This is a genomic window from Brevibacillus sp. FSL K6-2834 (assembly GCF_038592925.1).
Lineage (GTDB): Bacteria > Bacillota > Bacilli > Brevibacillales > Brevibacillaceae > Brevibacillus > Brevibacillus borstelensis.
The window spans coordinates 5,191,817-5,214,598 of the sequence record NZ_CP151945.1; the positions used below are offsets into that span (position 1 = coordinate 5,191,817).

Sequence of the window (22,782 nt, forward strand, 5' to 3'; positions counted from 1 at the left end):
CTGCTTCCGTGCAGGAGGATTAGGCACATGAGCTTATAGGCTGTTCTCATGGATTGGAATTTCGCCAATCTAATTCGACATGGTAGTTAGAGAGAAACCTCTTAGATTTTGAGCTGTTGCCTAGTCTAAGAGGTTTTCTCCACTTCTTTCACTCAGATGAGTTTATGAAGTAACGTTTCGTGATTTTTTTAAGGGGTTGCTTTCAGCTCAGCGATTTTGTCTTCAGCTGCTTTCAGATCCTCCAGCTTTGTTACCAAAGCTTTTTGAGCGTCTGTCAGAGCTTCGTATGCCGCACGAGCTGCTTTCACAGCATCTTCGTCAGTGAGTTTCAGATCAGCAACTGCTGGCAGTTCTGCAATTTTAGTGTCTACAGCTTTAGCTGCTTCTACGTCAGCTGCATTGCCTTTCAGCTCAGCGATTTTGTCTTCAGCTGCTTTCAGATCCTCCAGCTTTGTTACCAAAGCTTTTTGAGCGTCTGTCAGAGCTTCGTATGCCGCACGAGCTGCTTTCACAGCATCTTCGTCAGTGAGTTTCAGATCAGCAACTGCTGGCAGTTCTGCAATTTTAGTGTCTACAGCTTTAGCTGCTTCTACGTCAGCTGCATTGCCTTTCAGCTCAGCGATTTTGTCTTCAGCTGCTTTCAGATCCTCCAGCTTTGTTACCAAAGCTTTTTGAGCGTCTGTCAGAGCTTCGTATGCCGCACGAGCTGCTTTCACAGCATCTTCGTCAGTGAGTTTCAGATCAGCAACTGCTGGCAGTTCTGCAATTTTAGTGTCGACCGCTTGCGCTGCTTTGAGATCTTCAGCTGCATTGCCTTTCAGCTCAGCGATTTTGTCTTCAGCTGCTTTCAGATCCTCCAGCTTTGTTACCAAAGCTTTTTGAGCGTCTGTCAGAGCTTCGTATGCCGCACGAGCTGCTTTCACAGCATCTTCGTCAGTGAGTTTCAGATCAGCAACTGCTGGCAGTTCTGCAATTTTAGTGTCGACCGCTTGCGCTGCTTTGAGATCTTCAGCTGCATTGCCTTTCAGCTCAGCAATTTTATTCTCTGCTGCTGTCAGAACATCCAAATTTTTAACCAGTTTTTGTTGAGCTCCTGTCAAAGCGTTGTATGCATCACGTGCTGCTTTTACAGCTGCTTCGTCATCTACAGTAAGCTTATCAACTGCTGGCAATGCTTCAATCTTAGTGTCTACAGCTTGAGCTGCTTTGAGATCTTCAGCTGCTTGTTTATCATAAGCAGCACGAGCTTCCTTAACTGTCTGCTCTGCAAGTGTTACTTTTGCATCAAGAAGCTTCTTCTCGTTTGCATCAGCTACCAACAGCACTTTAGCTTTTGCAGTTTTCAGAGCATCTTCTGCAGCTGTTACTGTATCTTCAGTTGGATTATCTTTAGCAGTGTTAGCGGCTTGTTCAAGAGTATCAACTGCAGCTATAGCCTCTTTAAGTGCTTTTTCTGCATCAACTTGACCTTGCTTCAACTGGTCAATTTTCTCTTTAGCGGCTTTCAAAACGTGATAGTTGCTAACGAGTTTCTGTTCTTCAGTAGACAATTTATCATATTCGGTCAGTGCTTTGGTAACATCTGCTTCATCAGCCAAAGTCAGTTTGCTCAAAGCTGGAAGATTGTCGATCAATGCTACCACTTCAGTTGCTGCCAAGCCGGAGCCTTTTCCAACAGCTTTAAAGCTAATTTCGTACTCGCCAGATAGTTTAACCCCATTTACAGATTCAAGGCTCTTACCAAGCGTAATTACATGGCTAGCTGTTGAAGAAAGGGTGCCGTTAGGCAATTTGATAGTGACAATGTCAGGAAGTGTACCAACATCATCAGAGTCACTAGCCGTAATTACTGTGTCATCTGGAAGTTTCTTGCCATCAAGTAGGTAGTTCGACGGGTTAACTGCGTTCTTGGTTGTACCAGTTACTTGAACGTCAGAGGTGAAGTCGAGAATAATATAGTCTGCATCGCTTCCGTTCAGATAGCCGTAAGCTTTATCGTTGTTGTTATATACATCGCCGTTAGGCAACTTACCTTTTACCATAAAGACTTCTTGTGCTTGTTTAACTTCCACTTTGAAGTCATAGGTCAAGGATGCAGCTGTGTTGCCAACATCATCGGAAATCGAACGAACTACCAGAGTCCAGTTTTTATCGCCGCCGTCTTTAACAATTTGCTCCAGCTTAGGTTGATCGTCGTCCACATTAACAATTACTTTATTGTCGGACTTGTCTTTACCAGCATAGCCTTCAACTTTCCCTTTGATGGTTAATGCATTGCCATCCTTGTCTTTTCCTAAGAACTCAATGATAGGCATTGGAACAGTGTCACCTTGGATTTGAGAAGGCGTGTTTCCAGCATTATCATGGGATTTGTTAGAATCAGGTATTGGCAATTTAACAGGTTCACTCATGCTGACAATGAAGTGTTTAATGCTATCCAGTTCTCTTACTACTTCAAAGCCAGAGATTTCAGGGCTAGAAGTATCGGCATAGTTCATCTTGGAACCACTGTAATTTAAAGGAAGAGTAATGTCAGCATTCTTTTTGCCATTTGCAGGGTTCGTTACAGTTTCTTTGGCAATGACTAAACGATATTGGTCATTGTAGTAATTCTTTTTGGTTTTTGAAGTATCGTAAATCTTAGTCCAGTCTTGGTTAAGTTCAACAACAAATTGAGAAGCCAATCCAGCAGCTGCATCCTTAGCAGTGTCATAGACAGGGTCTATTGACAGCGTCGGTGTTTCACCATCCCAAACCAGTTCATCTACTGGTTTCCATTCATCAGCAGCCCCACCAGTACCTTTAACCAGCTTTTGGAGAGTCACTTTGGAAGCAGCATCCAAACCGGTCACTTTTTTGTTGAAAGTAACACGGTATTGCTCTGGAGATTCAACAGTTACAGTTGCCGTTGGAACGGAAGGATCAGCTTCTACTTTGAAATCCAAAGTTTGGTTAGTCGAGATATTCTTCTTATCGCTCAAACCTGCAAAATCCTTAATGCCATATAGCTGTACTGAGTGAACACCTGCTGACATGAAATCTTGGGTTGTAATGGTGATCAGATCTCTAGTGTCTTCAAGTGTTTCTTGGTTGAATTCACCATACTCAACAGGCTCTTCGATCTTGGTGAGACCACCATCGAGTTGTACACCCGAATAAATAACAGGCTCAGAGAATTTAACAACTACAGTTTTCAAGCCTTGAGCAATTGCGGAAGTCGCCTCTGGCTCACGTGCATCAGTCAAGATGAAATCATCTTGAGTCTTTTTCTCACCGTTGCTGCTAGGTTGAGTAAATTCAACAAAGACGGGCTTGTTGTCTTCAAGGATGTTTACATAAGTTTCTCCAACCTGTTCTTTTTTATCAAGAACCAATTCAAGAGCCTTGGAGTTGCCTTCTACAGGTTTGAATCCACGAACCTTTTTAGCAATAGGTTTGCCGTCGTTGTCTTTATCTTGATAAACAAGTACCTTAACGCCTTCTACTAGCACAGCATTACCTTCATCATCTACAACAAACTTTTGTGTTGTCTCATCAAACTTTACAAAATCAGCTACTGTTACATCTTTGTTGAAGTACATAGTAATACGGTCAGCCTGGTTGGATTCTGCATTTTCGAATACAGGCTTGTTATCACTCGGGTTATCTCCTATTTTTAACTTAAAGTATACATTTTTGGTTCCGACTACTTTACCAATCAAATCCTTGTAGTCACCGGACGCCTCAATAATTTGAGCATCGATTTTAGAAACAAGGTCTTTTTGGCTGAACTCGGAAGTCAGAGTTACAGTTGCAACCCCATCTTGAACAACTACACGATTGTTTGCCAAGCTACCATAAGTAGAGCTAAATGAAACAACGATGTTATCTGCATTCGTGTCCACTTCGCCTGTAATCTTGTCTTTCAATTTGGCTGTGATAACCATGTTGTCAGCACCATTAGCCCGGATTTCATCATTCGGTGCATCAGTAGTCAATTCAAGGTTATAAACATCAGTTACAGCAGGAGTTTTAAATTTCTTGCCTTCTAGAGTAACTGGTTTGCCATCAACGAGTACGTTAGAGGCTACAACTGTATACTCAGTTTCATATGCCATTCCAGAGACATCCAGAGTAACAGATTTTTTGTCTTCACTCAGTACTGCAGCATTAACTGTTGCACCAGCAATAGAGAAGTTTTCTTTGGATACGGAATCGACTGATTTGTTAAATTGAATTTTAACTGTTGTTTTCGTAATAGCACTTACGCTTTCAACAGTCAGATCTCCAGGAACTTCTGGCCATTCTTCTTTCTTCGGATCCCATTTTTCACCAGTTGCTACATTCACATATTCGTTATCTTCGAACATGCTCTTTGTAGCAGGCTTCAGGAGCTCCTTGTAGTTCTTATCGGAAAGCATAGCTTCCATGAAGTTTACCGCTTTACCGTCTTCATCAACAAAGACAGTTTTACTTGGGTTTTTCATAATATCTTTGGAAGCTTCTTTAAAGTTCTTAATAAGGAAATCTGTGCTGTAGATTTTGTCAACGTTACCACCGACGTAATAACCACTCGGTGCAGCCATGGCGGAAGCGGCCATGCTAGTCAACACAGCTGTTGAAAGAACAGAAAGTACCAGCTTTTTATTCACGTACTACCCCTCCAGATATTGATAGGTTTTTGTGTATTGAGAAACACTCATGTTGTATGTCTGGATGAGTGTGTTCCTCCATATCTAGATATGCAAGTGTGATATTCAGTGAATGACAGGGCAGAGGGACCTCCCTCTGCCCCAGGCCATTCCATGACAAACATTATGTTTGTACTTAGAAACCTGTTTGAACCTTTAAAATCAACAAGGTTTCTTATTCAATAGTACCAGTGTAAGTTGTATCTTCGTTGCCAGATTTGGAAGCTACGATTTTGTATTTCTTAGCGCCTTTTGGTCCTACCACATTTACGGTGAATTTGCCATTTTCAACTACTACTGGCTCTTCATTTGTATAGGTGTCATCTTCAGTTTCAATAGTTACTGTCACTTTTGCACCATTTACACCTTCACCGGAGATAGTGTACAGGTAGAATCCAGGCATTTTCTCTTCAGATTTAACCTTCAGAGAGTCTTTATCGAACAGTTTTTCAGCTGGTTCTCCACCATCGTCTGGTGTTTTTGCATCTTTCGCTTGTTTCAAGAACTCAGCGATGATCTTCTCAGAGTCTTCTTTACCGTGTTGACGTTTCAGATCATCTTTGTTACCTACGACGAATACGTAGTCATACGCAGTACCTTTGTCTTCTTCAGAGTCAATCAAGATGATCAGATCGCCATCGTTTACACTGTCGGTGACTTTAACGTCTGTAGCATCCACGTAAGCTGTTTTGGACTTAACAGTAAAGTGGTCTGTTTCGCCTTTTTTGTTAATATATTCGATTCTGTTGCTGGTCGCTTTTTTAACAACCGCTACATCCAGCTTGGTGATTTCAGCTTCTTCCAGCTGCTCATCGGTTGGCAGTCTGTAATCTTTATTGTTGAAGAGTCTTGCACCAGTAACGGTGTTGCCGTCAATGTCAAGATCGTCTGCCGCTTGGACTACTTTGATAACATCGTCGATAACAACTTCTCCGTCGCTGTTAAAACGATAAGCGATGACGTCACCATTAGAGATGCCTGCGTCGCGGAGATCGCGAGCGTCATCGTCCAGTTTGTAGGTTTTTTCAACTGCACCGGTGCCGTCCTCTTCTTTTGTGATGAGCTCGATAGTATCCTCGGTGCCTCTGCTCAATTGTTTAACCTGACCATAGAACATTTTGCTGGCCAGACCTTTACCTTTGACAACAAAGATTGCTTCTACTTCATCATCTTCAATAGAGTAGAATACCTTCAGATCTTTCTTCTCGGCAATATCTTTAAATTTAGCAACGCCCGGTTTTTTCAGCTCATATGGTTTTTCATCAAGATCAAGTTCACCAGTCATGTCAAAAATCGCGGTATCGCTGGTTACTTCGTACTTGTCAACCATTTCATCTTCTTTATCGGCAACGTTGAGCCAGCTAGTGCCTTCTTTTTCAATAAGCTTGGAATCCAGGACTTTTACCTTTTCTACCTCGCCCTTAGAGTCGAGAGACACTTCAAGCAGAGCAAGTTTGTCCTTCTCTTTGCTTGGTTGAAGGATATTTGAAACTTCTGCATTGGATTTGTCTTTCTTCTCAAAAGACTTACCGTCTGCATCGTAAATATCCTTTTTAGTCAGCTCAATATTATATGTCTTACCTTTTTGAGACATTACACTGAAGGTAATCTTGCTGCCTCTGGTTTCTGCTCCTGTAGTCACAATCGCTTTGAAACGACGGCTATCGAGACCATCCGTAGTCTCAATGTGACGAATACGTCCGGATGCATCCAGGTACAACTTTACAGTTTCACCAGTAAGACCGTCAATTTTATCCCAGTTGCTGGAGTCCAGCTCAGTAATATCTTTGTTTTGGTTGTCGGAGAAGGTTGCGCCGGTACGGAAACGGTACGTTTTGTCACCGATTACGATACGGTTGTCAGTCTCGCTACGCATAGTGATCTTGTCAACTTTACCTTCAACTACAGTGCTAGTAGCGAATACCAGCATTTTTTCTTTCTTACCGTCAGCATAGTAAACGCTGTATACGTCCATAGGCTTCAGGTCAGCCAGTTTGGCAGGCTTGTTGTCGCGGAATACGAGGAAATCCTTGCCTTCATCCAGATCTTCGAGCTTAGCGAAGGATCCGCCACCCAGGTTGGTGATTTTCTTCTTGTCTACATCGACTTTCTCGATTACTTTGGAACCGTATTTCTCGCCTTCTTTGGATTTGTTCAAAGTTTGGTCATCAATTACGTGGATGTAGCTGATGTCACCTTTGTCATCCAGTACCACTTTGGCGGAGAAAGAGTAGCCATCATTTGCTGCAATAATTTCCTTCAAACCTTTGGTAGCATCGCTGAAAGGCTTGAAGTTGTAAGTTACTTGGGTGTCTTTTGTAAAACGATAAGTTTTTCCGTTTCCATCAAGCTCGACTTCCACATCTTCGAGATCACTGTCTTTCTTGATGTTATCTGTTTTACCGTTTTTGATTTCAGTATCGTTGAAGTAGAAAGTGCTCAGACGATCCATGATTACTTCTTCGTCTTCGGAACCTTCCATCCATACGATGGTGTTTTCTTTATCGTCTTTGATCCACACTTGTACGTGTTGACCAGCGAACTCGTTCGGGTTGATGCTTTCGGCTACTTTGTAAGTAGTAGTTCCCAGTCCGGCGTTTTTACCGTTCAGGGTAACTTCGTTAGCTTTCAGAGTGCCCAGACCGATAACTGGTACGTTGGTTACCAGCGGCAGATCTTCGGAACCGTTCTTCTCGTCTTTCGCCCACTCCATGTCGCGAACTTTCACTTTCATGTAGCGAGTCAGAAGAGTTTCGTTGGTGATTTGGAAGTTGAAGTTAACTCCGTAATCTTGTTGCTCCATCAGTTTTACGCGGAGAGCGTTGTCGATCATTTTGAAGATGTCGCCGCGAGTTGCTGCGTTGTTAGGAGCAGTGATGCTTTTCGCGATGTTCAGCTCGGAAGCTTTCGCGATCATGTTGTTTGGCCATACGCCTTTAACAGATGGCTCATAGCCCAGAGCGCGGATCAGCATAGTTACTGCTTCTGCGTAAGTTACATCGTTTTTAGGTTTGAAGGATTTGTCCGGGAAACCTTTGATGATCTCTTGGCCGGATGCTACGTTTACGAAACCAGCAAACCAGTCAGAAGAGTTTACGTCAGTGAAAGTGGATTGGTATTGAGCAAATTTTGCACCTTGCTCCAGTCCACGGATACGAGTGATCAGGGTAGCGAACTCAGCGCGGTTGATTGTTTGATCAACTTTGAAATCGCCATCGCCATAACCTTGTACAACACCCAGTGCATTCAGTCGGTTTACAACCTTCTGAAGTTCAGCATCCATCTTAGGAGCTTCTGTTTGAGCTGCTTCTTCTGCGCCCACTACCATAGGAGCAACAGTCAGTGCGAGTGCACTAGCCAGTACGCTGTTAACAACCTTTTTCATAACCTTGGGTTCTCCTCCTCTAGTACAAACAAATTGTTCTTGGGGAATATTATTTAGTAATCTATCTTTCTTTTTTGAGCCCGAATCCTGCAAGCGCGTTTCACCTCCTTTCGCAGGATTGCTCCGCTTTTTTCAGTGTGAAAGTTCTAGTATATTCAGTATTGTGTAAATGCAACAATCCCTAGTGTATCACAGGTGCTAGAATTCGTGAATCTTTTTTACACAATTCCCCGTATTTCGTGTGACATCCTATTAAACGCCTCAGCTCGCAAAAAGTTGCGGTGCCTTCGAAAAAAAGTTTTAAAAAATTTTGTGGTCGTTTCTTCACTTCATTATGTATATGGTGACATCCGCCACAATTCGTATTATAGAGCAGGTTGGGCGGGCTGTCACCAATGAACCTTTTTCCAGTTCTTCGGTCAAGTTTACAGCTGCTGGCTATTTATTTACACCCAGCGCATTTTCGAAGTTTACTACCGCCAAATTGTAGTTGCGGATCGCCTCCAAATGCTGGTTTTCCTTTTCCGCCAGCTCTTCTTCGGCCTGGATTACTTCCAGCGTGGTAGCAAGACCGTTTTCAAAGCGGAGGTTCGTCAGACGGTAGCTTTCCGCTGCAGCCTCCATCGCTTTTTTCCTGAAATCGATCGCTACCCTGGCGGCATTCAGATTCAGGTAGGCTTCCGCTACCTCCGTCTTGATTTGTCGATTTTGTTCTTCGATAGCCAGCTTGGCTTTTTCCACATTGTTTTTAGCAATACGCCCATTATAGGTGGCTTGCATCGACCAATCCTCCAGAACGTTTACGGTTGTATTGGCCAGTTCCAGCTCACCTTCTTTTTGGACGATCTCATGCCGCTGTTTAAGCGCCTGCTCTTGAGCTTGCTGCAGGTTCATTGCAGGAGCCGCGATCTGTTTGTTTTCGGGTGTCAGTTTCCATTTTTTATTTACATCCACACCGATGATCTCGTTAAACTTCATGCCGTTGATTTCCAATGTGTTCTCTGCAGCCGCCAGAGCTGCCTGCGCACCTGCTACACCCATTTCGGCCTGAAGAATATCCGTCTTGGCCTTGGTCCCTACGTCGAATGCCGCCTTTGCTACTTTGAGCTGGGTTTGGGCACGATTCAGGCTTTGCTTTTTCAGTTCAAGATCTGCCTGCGCATGCAACAGATTGTAATAGGCCTGCTGAACACCCAATTTCACCTGATTCTCTGTCACCTTTACGGCCAACTGGTTCAATTTCTTTGTCAAATCTGCCTGTTTCGTTCCGATATACTTTTGTTTCGAAGCTTCCAGCGATCTGTCAAGAAGCCCTCTCATGTCTGCGGCAGAGTCATAGGCCAGGCTCTGGTTAATATCGGCTGTTTTGGCTTCGAGGCGAGCTGTCTGAATCTTGGAGTTCGTCTGCATCGCTTGTTCGATCGCTTTAGCCAGTGTCATTTGCTCTGTAGCAGGCGTTGAATCGGATGCATTTGTAGTACCTGTAGTGCCCGAAGGCGATGTATTTTTGGCGTCTGTTGCCTTTGCGTCTGCCGTACCGTTCGCAGCCGCTTTGTCTTCCGTTGCGGCGGTATCCGCTTTTGTTGCGTCTGTCTTGTTCGCATCTGCCTTGCTGTTGTCCGCAGTTGCTGCAGTCGTCGCTTTGTCATTCTGCTGACTTCCTTGTGTTTGCGAAGCAGGAGCTGCTGTTCCGCTTTCAGAAGCGACTGCACCTACACCGATCGAGGTCGCCATGACGGCCGCTATGGAAAGCGTCAGCCATTTCTTCGATGAATATGGAAAGTTCATTCTTTTCCACTCCTTTTTGCCTGGATTCATAATGTTTTCACTAGCAGGAAGCTTACAGTTTGTCCCACCAACACTATATCACACCGAATAATGTTTCGTACACGAAGAATCGCCAGTTTCCAAATCTTTCACCTTATCATTGCACCTTGCCATCTATATGCACCCCTCCCCCCGTTTATCACACCTGCCATCTCGTGTTACTACGTTTAAGTCGCCGAAAAATTTCATCTATATAGCGTGTTTGCCATCCACTATTCGAAAACCTTTGGCGGACATGCTATTCTTATCCTTGAGGTGAAAGAGCATGCTACAACAGTACAAAACGATTGCGGGATACGGGGAAGACGAGATTGTCATCGAGCGCTCCCGTTTTATCGGATATGCGCAGCGCGTCACCAGCGAAGAAGAAGCTGCGGCATTTATCGCTATGATTAAAAAGAAGCATTGGGATGCGACCCATAACTGTTCGGCTTTTGTCATCGGGGAGAACGATCAGATCCAGCGCTCCAGCGACGATGGAGAGCCGAGCGGAACGGCTGGCAAGCCTATTTTGGAATGCATCAAGAAAAATGGGGTAAAGGATACCGCCGTCGTCGTGACTCGTTATTTCGGCGGGATCAAGCTGGGTGCCGGCGGTCTGGTCCGCGCCTATACGGCAGGCACGGTGATCGCGCTGAAAGCGGCCGGAATCGTCGTCCATACGCTTCATCAGAAAATCTCCGTCAGTGTCGACTACACCTGGTGGGGCAAGGTCGAAAACGAGCTGCGGATCGGCCAGCAGCGAGTCGTCGGGACGGACTATACGGACAAGGTCACCGTGCATGTGTTGATTCCGGACGGTGAGCAGGACGATTTTGTAGCGCACTTGACGGATGTGACGAATGGCCAGGCGCATATTGTTCTCGGCGAAAAAGAGTATGTGGAAGTCCCTGTGGAGGCTGTCGGGTCGGAAGATGTTTAAGGTGCGGTTGGATTGGTTTGTTGCGGGTCAATCAGCTTGTCCGGGTTAACCGCTTAGATGTAAACCATCTGGATAGAAAGACTACAGACAGAGCTTTGACGTCATTTCACTTGATGGGCTGGGGCTGATTACAGTTTTGCTAAACTCATTTTACCTTGTTGCCCTCCTCTTTCTTCTATTAATATAGAGAGACAAGTGCAGGAACCCATACTATCCAAACAATCGGGGGGAATGACGGTGGGCAGGTCATTGGATGAGCTGTTTGACAAGCTGGAAGCACTCGGCGAGAGGATGGAGCATGGTTTTCAAGCGATTGATAGGCGATTTGAAGAAGTAGACAAGCGGTTTGAGCAGATCGATAGGCGATTTGAAGAAGTAGACAAGCGGTTTGAGCAGATCGATAGGCGGTTTGAAGAAGTAGACAAGCGGTTTGAGCAGATCGATAGGCGCTTTGATGACGTAGACAAGCGGTTTGAGCAGATCGATAGGCGGTTTGAAGAAGTAGACAAGCGGTTTGAGCAGATCGACAGGCGGTTTGATGATGTAGACAAGCGGTTTGAGCAGATCGACAGACGGTTTGATGATGTAGACAAGCGGTTTGAGCAGATCGACAGACGGTTTGATGATGTAGACAAGCGGTTTGAGCAGATCGACAGACGTTTTGAGCAGATGGACTTGCGGTTTGCGAATGTCGAGAAACGATTGGACCGACATGATGGCATGCTGGGAAGCCTTGAAGAGATGTATGCATCTCTGGTCCAAATGGTGGGACACAGCAACGCCCGGATGGACGAGATTCAGTCCGATCTGCTTGAGCTGAAGCGATTGTGGGAACAGACGGACAAATCGACCGCTTTTTTGGAACATAAGGTCTTTGAACATGAAAAACAGCTGTTTCTCCTGCGGGAGAGATTCGAATCATACATTCAGGAAAGACGAGATAAAGAAAGCTGAAGAGGATTTCGCCTCTTCAGCTTTTTGTGTTTGTTGCCGCTTTTATACGTTACTGCTTAGGCAGCTTCTTCAATTGCGTCATTACACGAACGGTGATAACGGCCATCTCTGCACGAGTCAGGTTGTTGGCCGGTTTAAAGCTGTATGTTGGTCTTTTGGCGGTCGGATCATCGGCCTCGCCATTCATCAGTTTTGCTTTTGCTACTGCCAGGACGGAAGCCGTGGCGTAGTGTCCGACGTCTTTTCCATCCGTAAACATTTTATTCAGAGCTTGCTTCGAAGCCTCCGGTGTACCGGTTTTCAGATTCAGCGCACGGGCAATCATCACCGCAGCTTCTTCACGGGTCAGCGGATCATCCGGTCTGAAGTATCCGGGCACCTTCCCGCGAATAATTCCTGCACGAGCTGCAGTTTCCACGTACTTATACTCGTAATCCCAGTGAACAGGTCGCGGACGGACATCGAGGAATGTCGGGTTTACCGGGTCGGTTTCATCACTGTCATAGTAAGGTCCGGCCTTGATCGGCAAATCCATCGCTTTTACGAGCATGGTCGCAAACTCTCCGCGAGTGATATCGCGATTTGCTCCAAAGGTGCTGTAGCTGTATGCCGGCATGATTCCTTTTGAGTAGAGTGTTTCCATCGCGTCACGGGCATATTCATGGAACACCACGTCGTCGAAGGACTCGCGGTTTTTCATGACCATGTAATAACCAAAGCCTCTAAACGGAACCGTAACGGTCTTCTTGCCGGTATTTACAACGCCCCCGATATTTTTCCACTCAAAGCCGTTGTGATAATAAACGGTGAGAATGTTGTTTGCCGCATTCACGATGGAAGAGTCGTATTGAATCGACAGCGTCCCTTCCCGGCTCGGGATGAGATTGTCATCATAGCGTCCTCTGAATTCTTCCCCATCGTCTTCATCATAGTACGGGTCTCGTCCACCTGGATTTTTCACGTCGCCAGCGTCAATGTAGTAAAGCGGGCTTGCGTAATTGAACTTCTCATCCAATTCCAGTCGGCTCTTCATCGAGCTGCCAGACAAGTTCACCTGGCCCGTGGTACGGTCGGCAATACCAAAATACAATGGTACATCGACAAAAATGTCTTCGGTTGGATTCTTGACTTCTTCTCCTGCACGGTGATTGCTTGGCGAAAGAAGTACGGTTCCTGCAGGGAACTTCAATTCCAGCCCCTTGTTAAATACCGAGAATGACACTTTCTTGCCGAGGACTTCGCGGTATTCTGCACCATCTACCGTCGAATTCGCATTAAAGATTTGAATCTGGTCGTTGTAGGTGGTATCTCCTACCTGAACCGTGAATTTGATCGTGTTCAACCCGTTTTTCAGCGGGACAGTCGCCGTAAAGACGTAATAAGTCTCCGGTATCGCTTTTGCGAAATCAGGGTCGAATCTAAAGTCGGGTTCAGTCCTGTTGCTCGTTTTCGCTTCGATTTTGCCAAACATGACCTTGTCCGCTTTTTCAGCGAAAACCTTGATCACGGCACTGTTGCTGTTTACAGTAATGTACTGGTCTGTCGACCTGGCTTTGACCGGACTCAAAACCTCCCAGTTGCTTGTTCTCTGGTTGATCTTGATGTTGTATCGTACGACTGTACCGCTTTCATCCTCTGCAACGATCGTGTATACCGTCGAGTTGTTTTTCCGCAGAGTCAGCGGCAACAACGCCAGGTACTTTTCCTGCTCTTCGAGTTTTTGATCGCCTGTTCCCTTTACCGCCTGCTGCACTTTATCGAGCATGCGATTGTACTTGGAGGAAGATAGCGACCCTTCGAAGCTCGTGCTGGATTTGTCGTCAATGTTGTAGCTGGAATCAAAGAAGTTTTGCAAACTGCTCGGAAGCTCGCCAATCGCATCATTGTATTCCTTGCTGGCAGGGTCTGGCGTCTTCCAGCTTCCGGAATCCTTTTCAAATTCCACAATCCGCTTGCCGTTTTTCTCCACATAGAGCTTGGAGGCATCTTTTACCTTAAAGGAGAATTTGCTCAAGAAAGCAGCACCGGTTTCGTATGTTCCGCCGGTAGAACCAGTCAGCTCATTTTCCTTCCCATTGAAGATTCCCCACAGCTTTACCTCTTCGATGGAGGGAGCCTTGGCCGTAATGTACAGGATATTGTAGGTAAATACGACAGGAGTAGCTCCCGGTTTTGCCGTTGGATTCAGTGTAATTTTCAGGGTGTTTGTACCCTTTTTCAATATGGAAGAACCGTTGACCGACTTCTTCAACTCTGAACTTGAAATGCTGAACTTGCCATTCGCGGCGTCGACACTCGAAAGGGCTAAGTCCTGTTCGTTCAGCTTCACAGTGAGATTATCCAGCTTGGAAGAATCGCTCGGGTTTGCTTTCAGATCAAAGTTGTACACGCGTCCGTGCAAAGTCGGTACATCGCTGTCGCTATTGATCTGGAAGCCATCATAGAAGCTGTTGTCTTGCGAACCGGTTTTGTAGGTAAGCTGTACGTAAGGGGCAATTTGCCACTTGATCGGATACATTACAGACGTGCCAGCTCCGCCTGTATAAACAATTTTTAGATTTCCCGTACCTGCGTCGGGATTTTTCAAGCTGATCGTTGCCACATATTTGTTTGCAACCGTGTTTCCTGATGCATCTTTAAAGGGATCTACCTTCAGGGCATAGTTGCTGCTGTCCAGTGCATTCTCGTTTAGGTAGAGTTGATACTTGCTGGAATCGCCAACAAATTCACCGGTTACGAGAAGCTCTGCAGGCACTCCCAGCAGAGTATTCGTCCTGGAAGTAGAGAGCGGCGCTCCCAAATAGCTGCCGGAGATAAACTGCGGCGCATCCTGCTCTACGGTCTTGATGGTGTACAGATACCGTTTTACCTCAAAGGAGCTCGGTGTTGTAGACGGATCTGTGTCTTCTTTGTACTTGTAAACAAGCCATACAGTGTATTTCTTTCCAGATGCCAATGCCGATTGGGGCACATTACCGCTGAGTTCGTATTGCGTAAAACCGTCATTGGACGCTTTTTTGTCTGTAATGGTAGCCGTATAGGAGGTTTCCGCCGAAGCCCCGTCTTCTTTGATGACAAAAGACATTGAATCAAATGGCTTGTTCGGATTCGCCGTATCGTATTGCAGCAAGGCGGAAGATTTCAGACTCAGGTTCGCTGAGCTTGCCGGATCGACTCTCACAATGTTGTTTCCGACCTCATCCTCTGTGTCCGGAGTCAGCCGTTCATTGTTGATGCTGAGATTATAGAGCAAATCGGCTTCACCGATCGACGTCGTGACAATCAGAAGCTTTCTCTCGATGGCGCCAACCGTTTTGTTTTGGTTCAACGCCGTGAAGCGAAGCGTGTTTTCACCAAACATGACAGGAATTTTCAGGCTGAAGAAGCCTGTGTTTTTGCTGACCGAACCGCGAACTTCCTCGCCCTTGGAGATATTCTCCACGACAACGGTATCCGCATTCAACGCCTTGCCGTTGAGATTGACAACCATCCGGTTCGAGGCAGGCAAAGAATAATAGGTGACTCCACTCGGATTGAGCTCGGTATCCTCAACAGATATTTCCTCAATGATCGGGGTGTCGTTATAGTTCACGTAAAACTGCAAATGATCCTTTTCCACACTGCCCACATTTTCGTAAAAGCTGATCTTGTTCAGACCTGGCTGCAACGAAATGTCATAGAACGTAAACTGGCTCCCCGACACGGTCGGTGTTATTTTTTCCATCCCGGGGACTTCGGTTCCATTCCCCAAAGTGATTTTGACCCGCAAATTCCGGCCGGATACGCCAGCTCCCACGGTACCACTGATGGTAATCTTTGAACTTCCATACGTATAAGCGTCCACAGGGCTTGTGCCCTTGCCGTTATACGCATCTTCCAGAATGACAGGTTTCTCAGTAGCAGCAGCAGCCATGGACGGGAGCACTCCACTGACTACAAGTAACAGTGCCAAACTTACAGCCAACCACTGCCGCATCGTAGCGAACATCTTCTGCAAAAGGTTTCACCTCTCCATATAGTCTGTATTTGGCCCTGCCAATTTTTGTGCAGGGGATGCCTTACTCGTCTTTACTGTTATCGGCAAAATCTTCTATCTGGTTAAGGATAAACTGCAAAAATGTGGAGAAAAAAAGCCCCTGCTGTCCACCAGCAGAGGCTTTGCGTACGTTATTCATTTCTAGTGACTGCGGCGCTGATCGGCGTTCTTCACCTTCAGCTTGCGATACGTATTGATCAGCGGACGGTGGCGGCGGCCGACGAGGCCGACGATCTCTGTCGCCATGTGGGTAGCGAAGAGCAGCAGCACCATCACGATGATGGTTGTCCATTTTGTCGTTTTTGTCAAAACGATCGCCATCGTCCCGAAGAAGATGCTGATCATGTAGATCGTCAGTACTGTCGCGCGGTGCGACAGTCCCATGTTCAACAGACAGTGGTGCAGATGGCCTTTATCCGGGCTGGAAATCGGCTTTTTGTTGACGATCCGCCGGACGATGGCGAAAAACGTGTCCCAAAGCGGAACGCCGAGCACCACGATGGGGATGATAAAGGAGACGAACAGCGCCTCTTTGAAGCCCATGATGGAGAGCGCCGCCAGGTTGAAGCCCAAAAACAGCGAGCCGGTGTCTCCCATGAAAATACGGGCCGGATGGAAATTGAAATAGAGAAAGCCGAGTATGGCTCCCAGCAGAACGAAGCAGTAAATCGCGATCGTGTCATAGTGAGCCGCCGCGCCGCTGCCGGACATAACCAGTGCCACGATGGCCATCGTAGCTGTCGCGATCGCCGATACCCCTGCGGACAGGCCGTCCAGGCCGTCGATCAGGTTGACGGCGTTGGTGACACCGACAATCCAGAAGATCGTGATCGGTACGCCGAGCCAGAGCAGCCAGCCGCTGGAGAAATCGATGCTGCCTTCATAAGGCAGGTTGACGACGCCTATTTTGAGGCCAAACGGAATGACGACGACTGCCGCTGCAAGCAGTTGGCCCATCAGCTTCCACTTGGGAGAGAGCTGGTATTTGTCATCCAGCATTCCTGTCGCCATCACGATCGTACCGCCGATGAAGATGCCGAGCATTTCTTTCATCGTAGTAAATGGAACAAATATGAAAAATGCAACAAAATATCCGAGATAAATCGCCAGACCACCCAGTCGCGGCATGATCCGCTTGTGAACCTTGCGCTGGTCCGGCGTGTCTGTCGCTCCGATGGATTCCGCCAGTTTTTTCACGTATGGTGTGGCTATAAATGATACTATCAGCGAAGTCAGTAATCCGAGGATTAGTGTAGACATCGACTGTTCTCCTCTCTACGGGTACGTTCAGGAGCGGCTTCCCCTTTTTTCCTTCAAGACTGTCCAGACAAACAGCGGAATAGCCAACTGTCTTCTCCAGCGCGACGGCTGGGCCAACAGTCGATACAGCCACTCCAGATGCAAGCGCTGCCACAGCTTTGGCGCTCTCTTTACTTTCCCGGCAATGACGTCAAGGCTGCCTCCGACTCCCATCGCGAGCGTAGCCTGAAGCTGATCGCGGTAGGCGGCGATCCATTCGTCCTGCCTGGGCGCTCCCATCGCCACGAACAGGAGATGGGGCTGTTTTTCGGCTATGTCTTGCACGACTCTTTGTTCTTCGTCTCGTTGAAAATAACCGTCTCGATACCCGACGACGCGCGCCCCCGGAAACCGCTCGGACAGCTTTTCCGCTGCCAGCCGGTTTACCTCCGGTGACGCTCCCAAAAGATATACTTTCCACTTTTCTCTGTCTGCCGCTGCCATCAATGCTTCCAGCAGCTCCACGCCCGTAACGCGCTCGCGAATCGGCTCTCCCGTCCACTTGGCCGCATAGACAATGCCGATCCCGTCCGGAACGACATAGGCTTGGTCCAATAGATTCAGAAAGGAGCGATTTTCCTTCGCCAGCATGACAATTTCCGGGTTGGCCGTGACGACGTGCGTCTGTTTTCCTTCCCGGATCCGGTCGACAAGATGTGCCACCGTCTCGTCAAAACCGCGTGTAGAAAACGACACACCCAATATGTTTGCGACCTGTTTGGTCAACGTTTTCACCTTCATTACGTGATAGACGCAGAGCGCCTAAGAAATGTTGCACATACATTAGCCATTCTACCCCAAATAGGCCTTACATACAAGATGGGCGATTTTCTAGTCCTTTTGTGCTGCCGACAGGGCAAAAAGAAGTCCGCCCTCAGCCACGACCTTGCCGTTTACCTTGGCTGTTCCGTGTCCCTTGCCGATCGAGCCGCGCACTCGCGTCAATTCGACCTCAAGTGTCAGGGTATCGCCCGGCTTGACCTGATCCTTGAAGCGAAATTCGTCGATTCCGGCAAAAAAGGCGATTTTGCCTCTGTTTTCCTCCATGCTCAGTACCGCGACGGCTCCTACCTGGGCCAGCGCTTCGACGATCAGCACACCTGGCATGACCGGGTAGCCCGGGAAATGACCTTGGAAAAACGGCTCGTTTACCGTAACGTTTTTTAACCCGACTGCCCGCTTCCCCGACTCCAGCTCGGTAACCTTGTCCACCAATAAAAAAGGATAGCGATGGGGGATAATCGATTGAATGTCTGTTACGTCCAAAGGCAATTGAAATTCCATAAACAACGCTCCATTTCCATTCTTTATATCACTCATGCCATGCATGAAGAACATACTCGAAACTGAGAATAAAGACAACCCCCTATCTTCCACATGGGGAGATCGGGGTTAAGATAGAGGGGCACTTCCTGCACATGCGGCGGAAGTGCTCTTTTCATCCCTGGTTTGTATTAGTACACGCGATTCATCAGACGAAACTTGACCAGGTAAATGGCGGCGGTCACAAACGAGAACAGGATAGCCGTCCATAAGATAAGCTCGCCGTACTGAAACCTGTACATGACCATCGGGAACGCGATGTAAAACAAGACCGTCGTTATTTTGCCAAACGCATTGGCTGGCACTGTCTTTTTCCCACGGAAGTGGAAAAAGGCCGATGCCACGATCATTCCGGCGTCGCGAGCAAAGAAAAACAGGGCGGCCCATACACTGATCCGCTCTGTTAAAAACAATGAAGCGATCACTGCCATCATCATCAGCTTGTCTGCAAGCGGGTCCATCATCGTTCCAAACGTCGTTACAAGCTTGTGCTTTCGCGCGATGTATCCATCTGCAATGTCAGTCACTCCCGCGAGAATCAAGATGCCGAGGGCAACCTCAATATGAAACGGGAACTCCCGAAAAAACACGTACAAATACAAAGGGATGAGAACGATGCGAAAAACGGTCAGCGCATTTGGAAGATTCACGGATATCCCTCCGGATCAAATCGTCACTCCCTTTTTACCACTGTTCCATTATACTCTTTGGACAAAGGGCACAACAAGTCCCCGGAAGAGAGCCGGGAAGGCTTGCAAGCGATCAAAAAAATACCCCACACCTCCTGCGGCTGGGGTCTGTATTTTCTACGTGCCAGAGAACATCAGATCATACATATGCTTATACGTGTTGATATCAAACACTTCTGACGCCGGCTTGTGTCCGACCATGCTGTAACCGATGACCAGGCCGATGATCAGCGAGAAAAACAGCAGAAATGGGACGATCAGCCACTTGGCCAGCTTTATTTGCCAAGCGCTGCCGACACGCTTCCTTTCTCTCTGTTCGGCTCCCTGGCCATCACGCGGGGAACGTTTCCCCTTTCCTTGATCCATTCGCGTATCCTCCGACATGCCAAGTGTATTAACGGGACCTGAGCGAATTGGCGATCCCCATCATTTGGTCGGTGATTCCAATCGCGCGGGAATTCAATTGATAGGCTCGCTGCACATTGATTAATTGGGACATTTCTTCCTGAACATTGACATTGGATGTTTCCAGTGCGCCTTGCTTGATCCGGCCGTCGGCAAACTGCATAAAGTCAGGTGCCTTCTGGTCGTCCAGCACAGGGGCCAGCAGCTGGTTGTCTCCTACCTGCTGCAGCTGGTCAGGGTTGTCCACTTTGTAAAGACGCATCTGCGCCACTTCATTTCCATCCAAAAACACGATGCCCTCAGGCGTAATGGTCAGCTCTCCGGGATTCTCAAAGCTGATGGGAAGCCCCGCTTCATCCACCAGGTACTCGCCTGTAGGAGTAGCCAGAGCATACCCGGGCAGCCCGGCCATTTGAGCAAATTGAAAAGCTCCGCTCCGAGTCAGACGGTATTCATCGTCCAGCTCCCCGTCTGCGTTGCGAAACGGACGAGAGACCAGAAAATAGCCGTCCCCTTCGATCATCAGATCGGTCGGTACATCCGTTTGCTTCATGTTCCCCGGGGACACGTCCATTTTTGTCAAGCCCAGCCTGGAACCGCTGCCGATGCGCAGACCGGGCGGAGAATTGCGCTGCCTGCTGTCGACTGCGGCCTGCTCGTTCATGGAGTCTGACAAAAGCTCGGAAAATGACGCAGTCCGCCGTTTGTATCCGACTGTATCGGCGTTGGCCAAATTGTTGGCAGTGTTATCCAATGCCTGCTGAACGCCGCGCAGAGCTGCCGTGGAGATGTTTAGTGATTGCATGCGCTCTTCCTCCTATCTTACCCGTTAACCCGTCCGATTTCATTGGCTGCTTTTTCCATCGTGCCATCCACTGTCGTAATGATGCGCTGGTTCGCCTCGTATGCCCGAAGAACCGTCATCATATCCGTCATCGTCTGGGCAGGATCGACATTGGAGCGTTCCAGCCAGCCTTGCTTCACGCCGTAAAAGCCCGTATTTTCCGGGTCATCGCCCACATTTGCCGGTTGTCCCTCGCCTGTGTAGCGGTAGACGTTGGTTCCTTCCCTCACCATTTGCTGTGGATTGGTCAGCACTTTTATGCCCAGGCTTTGATCGTTCAACGGCACCTGTTCGCCAGCATCATTTCGATAAAAGAGGGCTCCGTTGGCGGTAATCTCCAGCGTATGGCCCGCACTCTGATCAGGAAAGTCCGGATCGTTGACACGGATCGCCTGATTCTCATTATTCAGCACATAATAGCCGTCTGGCGTCACCAGATAGCCGTCTGCATTGACGCTCCAGTTGCCGTTGCGGGTGTATCGCAGCTGCTCAGGCTCTGCTGTATCCGTAGCGGGATCAGCCAGTCTCGCTACGCTGAAGAACAGGCGGCGCTCGTTGCCTTCTTCATCCGGCTGGATGTTGTCCATGAGCGCGACATCGTACGGATCGCGCGTCTCGGCGATATCCCCCTGGCGAAACACAGGAAGCGCCTCCGACATGTACACACCCGTATGCAGACGACCGATCGGGACTGCTTGTCCACCCATTTGCGGCATCCCCTGAATATCAGGTCCTTCCTGATCGCGGATGCGAGACAGGAGCTGCTCGGGGAAAGCGCGCATGACGCCCACGTCCTGCTTGTAGCCAGGCGTATTGATGTTAGCCAGATTGTTGGCCAGCGAATCCTGTTTTCTCTGCAAAGACAACATGCCCGATGCGGCTGTATACAAGCCTCTGATCACACGGCATTACCTCCCGAAAAACTTTTTCTTCCGATATGCCGGCACTTTGTCCAGATAGTCCAGCATCATGCCGGTTCCTTTGGCGACGCACATCATCGGATCTTCCGCTACGAGCACCGGTACTTTCAACTCGTCCGCCAGCAGCTGGTCGAATCCATGCAGAAGCGCGCCTCCTCCAGTCAGGAAAACTCCCTTATCAATAATATCGGCAGAAAGCTCCGGAGGTGTTCGTTCCAAAACAGATTTGGATGCTTGTACAATTGCGCTAACCGACTCAGCCAGGGCTTCCTGGACTTCGTGCGAGCGAATGGTAATGGTTTGAGGCAACCCGCTTACCATATCCCTGCCGCGAATATCCATTTCGTCCTGGCGTCCGCCGGAAACCGTACCGATTTGCATTTTGATATCTTCAGACGTACGTTCCCCGATCAGCAGCTTGTATTTCGTTTTTATGTATCTCATGATGGCCATGTCAAATTTGTCGCCCGCAACCTTAATGGAGGAAGATGTGACGATATCGCCCATGGACAGTACCGCTACATCCGTTGTACCTCCGCCGATATCCACTACCATGTTGCCGGATGGCTGGAAAATTTCCATGCCGGCTCCTACAGCGGCTACCTTCGGTTCTTCTTCGATAAATACCTCGCGTGCACCGCCGCTGCGCTCAGCCGCTTCACGAATGGCTTTTTGCTCTACCGATGTGATGTTCGTCGGACAGCAAATCAAGATGCGCGGACGGGCAAACATTTGCTTCCCGCCAATCTTAGCCAAAAAGTGCTTCAACATCGCTTCCGTGATATCAAAATCGGCAATAACCCCGTCACGCAACGGCCGGATCGCCACGATATTTCCTGGAGTACGTCCCACCATGCGGTGAGCCTCATTTCCTACGGCTAGCACTTTTTTCGTATGATTATCAATTGCCACGACAGAAGGTTCATCCAGGACGATGCCTTTGCCCTTTACAAAAACCAGGACATTGGCCGTACCCAGGTCGATTCCGATATCTTTGCCAAACATGAAAAGGTCCTCCCTGTACCAGTTACATATCTACCCCTTATCATAGGCTGTTAGACGTGAGAGGACAAGGAAATTCTTATGGACTTAGGAAATAATTGTTTATGAATTGCATATTTTTATACGCTTTCCTCCTGTTCTACCCGGACTTTCTTGCTCCTTCTCTTGTACTTGATCTTGGTTGCCTCTCCTCCACGCAGATGACGGATCGCCTTGTGGTACTCCAATATTTCCTTTACCTGGTTCGCCAACTCCGGATTTATCTCAGGCAGCCGCTCTGTCAGATCCTTGTGTACCGTGCTCTTGGAAACACCGAACTCTTTGGCGATCATGCGAACCGTATTTCGCGTTTCTACAATATACCGGCCGATCTTTATGGTTCGCTCCTTGATGTAATCGTGCACGCTACTCGCCTCCCTGTTTCAACATTGTCTGTTACAATATATGGGTGGGTGCGGACACATATTCTACGTTTCCAAGCCTGACAAGCCAGCACGACCACATCT

15 protein-coding genes are annotated in these 22,782 nt (G+C 47.8%); 2 read left to right on the forward strand and 13 right to left on the reverse strand.

The window, feature by feature from the left end; translation table 11 throughout:
• Window positions 1-188: 188 nt before the first annotated feature.
• The 3 genes from NST96_RS25205 to NST96_RS25215 form a co-directional block, all read right to left on the reverse strand.
• Complete coding sequence (locus NST96_RS25205; protein WP_342404970.1) at window positions 189-4,631, reverse strand: sugar-binding domain protein; 4,443 nt, start codon at window positions 4,629-4,631, stop codon at window positions 189-191.
• A gap of 214 nt (window positions 4,632-4,845) precedes the next feature.
• Window positions 4,846-8,148, reverse strand: coding sequence for an S-layer homology domain-containing protein (locus NST96_RS25210; RefSeq protein ID WP_342404971.1), 3,303 nt, complete (start codon window positions 8,146-8,148; stop codon window positions 4,846-4,848).
• Window positions 8,149-8,493: 345 nt separating this feature from the next.
• Window positions 8,494-9,843, reverse strand: coding sequence for a TolC family protein (locus tag NST96_RS25215; RefSeq protein ID WP_340701053.1), 1,350 nt, complete (start codon window positions 9,841-9,843; stop codon window positions 8,494-8,496).
• Window positions 9,844-10,147: 304 nt separating this feature from the next.
• Between NST96_RS25215 and NST96_RS25220 the strand changes: the two genes are divergently transcribed.
• Together NST96_RS25220 and NST96_RS25225 are read left to right on the forward strand one after the other, a co-directional pair.
• The gene (locus NST96_RS25220; protein ID WP_024983776.1) at window positions 10,148-10,804 is read left to right on the forward strand and encodes a YigZ family protein; all 657 of its coding nucleotides are present in this window, start codon (window positions 10,148-10,150) and stop codon (window positions 10,802-10,804) included.
• 237 nt (window positions 10,805-11,041) lie between these two features.
• Window positions 11,042-11,758, forward strand: coding sequence for a hypothetical protein (locus NST96_RS25225; RefSeq protein ID WP_227278241.1), 717 nt, complete (start codon window positions 11,042-11,044; stop codon window positions 11,756-11,758).
• 49 nt (window positions 11,759-11,807) lie between these two features.
• Here NST96_RS25225 and NST96_RS25230 read toward each other — a convergent pair whose 3' ends face one another.
• The 10 genes from NST96_RS25230 to spoIIID form a co-directional block, all read right to left on the reverse strand.
• Entirely contained in the window at window positions 11,808-15,746 is a 3,939-nt protein-coding gene (locus NST96_RS25230; protein WP_243015071.1) for an S-layer homology domain-containing protein, read from the reverse strand.
• Between the two features lie 189 nt (window positions 15,747-15,935).
• A complete protein-coding gene (locus NST96_RS25235) occupies window positions 15,936-17,054 on the reverse strand; it encodes an MraY family glycosyltransferase (protein WP_003388375.1) in 1,119 nt (372 codons plus the stop codon).
• A gap of 27 nt (window positions 17,055-17,081) precedes the next feature.
• Complete coding sequence (locus NST96_RS25240) at window positions 17,082-17,819, reverse strand: WecB/TagA/CpsF family glycosyltransferase (RefSeq protein WP_227278239.1); 738 nt, start codon at window positions 17,817-17,819, stop codon at window positions 17,082-17,084.
• Window positions 17,820-17,924: 105 nt separating this feature from the next.
• Window positions 17,925-18,377: a 3-hydroxyacyl-ACP dehydratase FabZ gene (fabZ, locus tag NST96_RS25245; RefSeq protein ID WP_003388377.1), complete on the reverse strand. Its 453-nt coding sequence runs from the start codon at window positions 18,375-18,377 to the stop codon at window positions 17,925-17,927.
• A gap of 170 nt (window positions 18,378-18,547) precedes the next feature.
• Window positions 18,548-19,072, reverse strand: coding sequence for a CDP-alcohol phosphatidyltransferase family protein (locus NST96_RS25250; RefSeq protein ID WP_031932667.1), 525 nt, complete (start codon window positions 19,070-19,072; stop codon window positions 18,548-18,550).
• A gap of 150 nt (window positions 19,073-19,222) precedes the next feature.
• Complete coding sequence (locus NST96_RS25255) at window positions 19,223-19,471, reverse strand: DNA-directed RNA polymerase subunit beta (RefSeq protein WP_003388379.1); 249 nt, start codon at window positions 19,469-19,471, stop codon at window positions 19,223-19,225.
• A gap of 28 nt (window positions 19,472-19,499) precedes the next feature.
• Window positions 19,500-20,315, reverse strand: coding sequence for a flagellar hook-basal body protein (locus NST96_RS25260; RefSeq protein WP_340701050.1), 816 nt, complete (start codon window positions 20,313-20,315; stop codon window positions 19,500-19,502).
• A 17-nt stretch (window positions 20,316-20,332) separates the two neighbouring features.
• Window positions 20,333-21,256: a flagellar hook-basal body protein gene (locus NST96_RS25265; RefSeq protein WP_003388381.1), complete on the reverse strand. Its 924-nt coding sequence runs from the start codon at window positions 21,254-21,256 to the stop codon at window positions 20,333-20,335.
• Between the two features lie 6 nt (window positions 21,257-21,262).
• Entirely contained in the window at window positions 21,263-22,279 is a 1,017-nt protein-coding gene (locus NST96_RS25270) for a rod shape-determining protein (protein WP_003388382.1), read from the reverse strand.
• 116 nt (window positions 22,280-22,395) lie between these two features.
• Window positions 22,396-22,680, reverse strand: a complete 285-nt coding sequence (gene spoIIID / locus NST96_RS25275) for a sporulation transcriptional regulator SpoIIID (RefSeq protein ID WP_003388385.1) — start codon at window positions 22,678-22,680, stop codon at window positions 22,396-22,398.
• Window positions 22,681-22,782 lie beyond the last annotated feature (102 nt).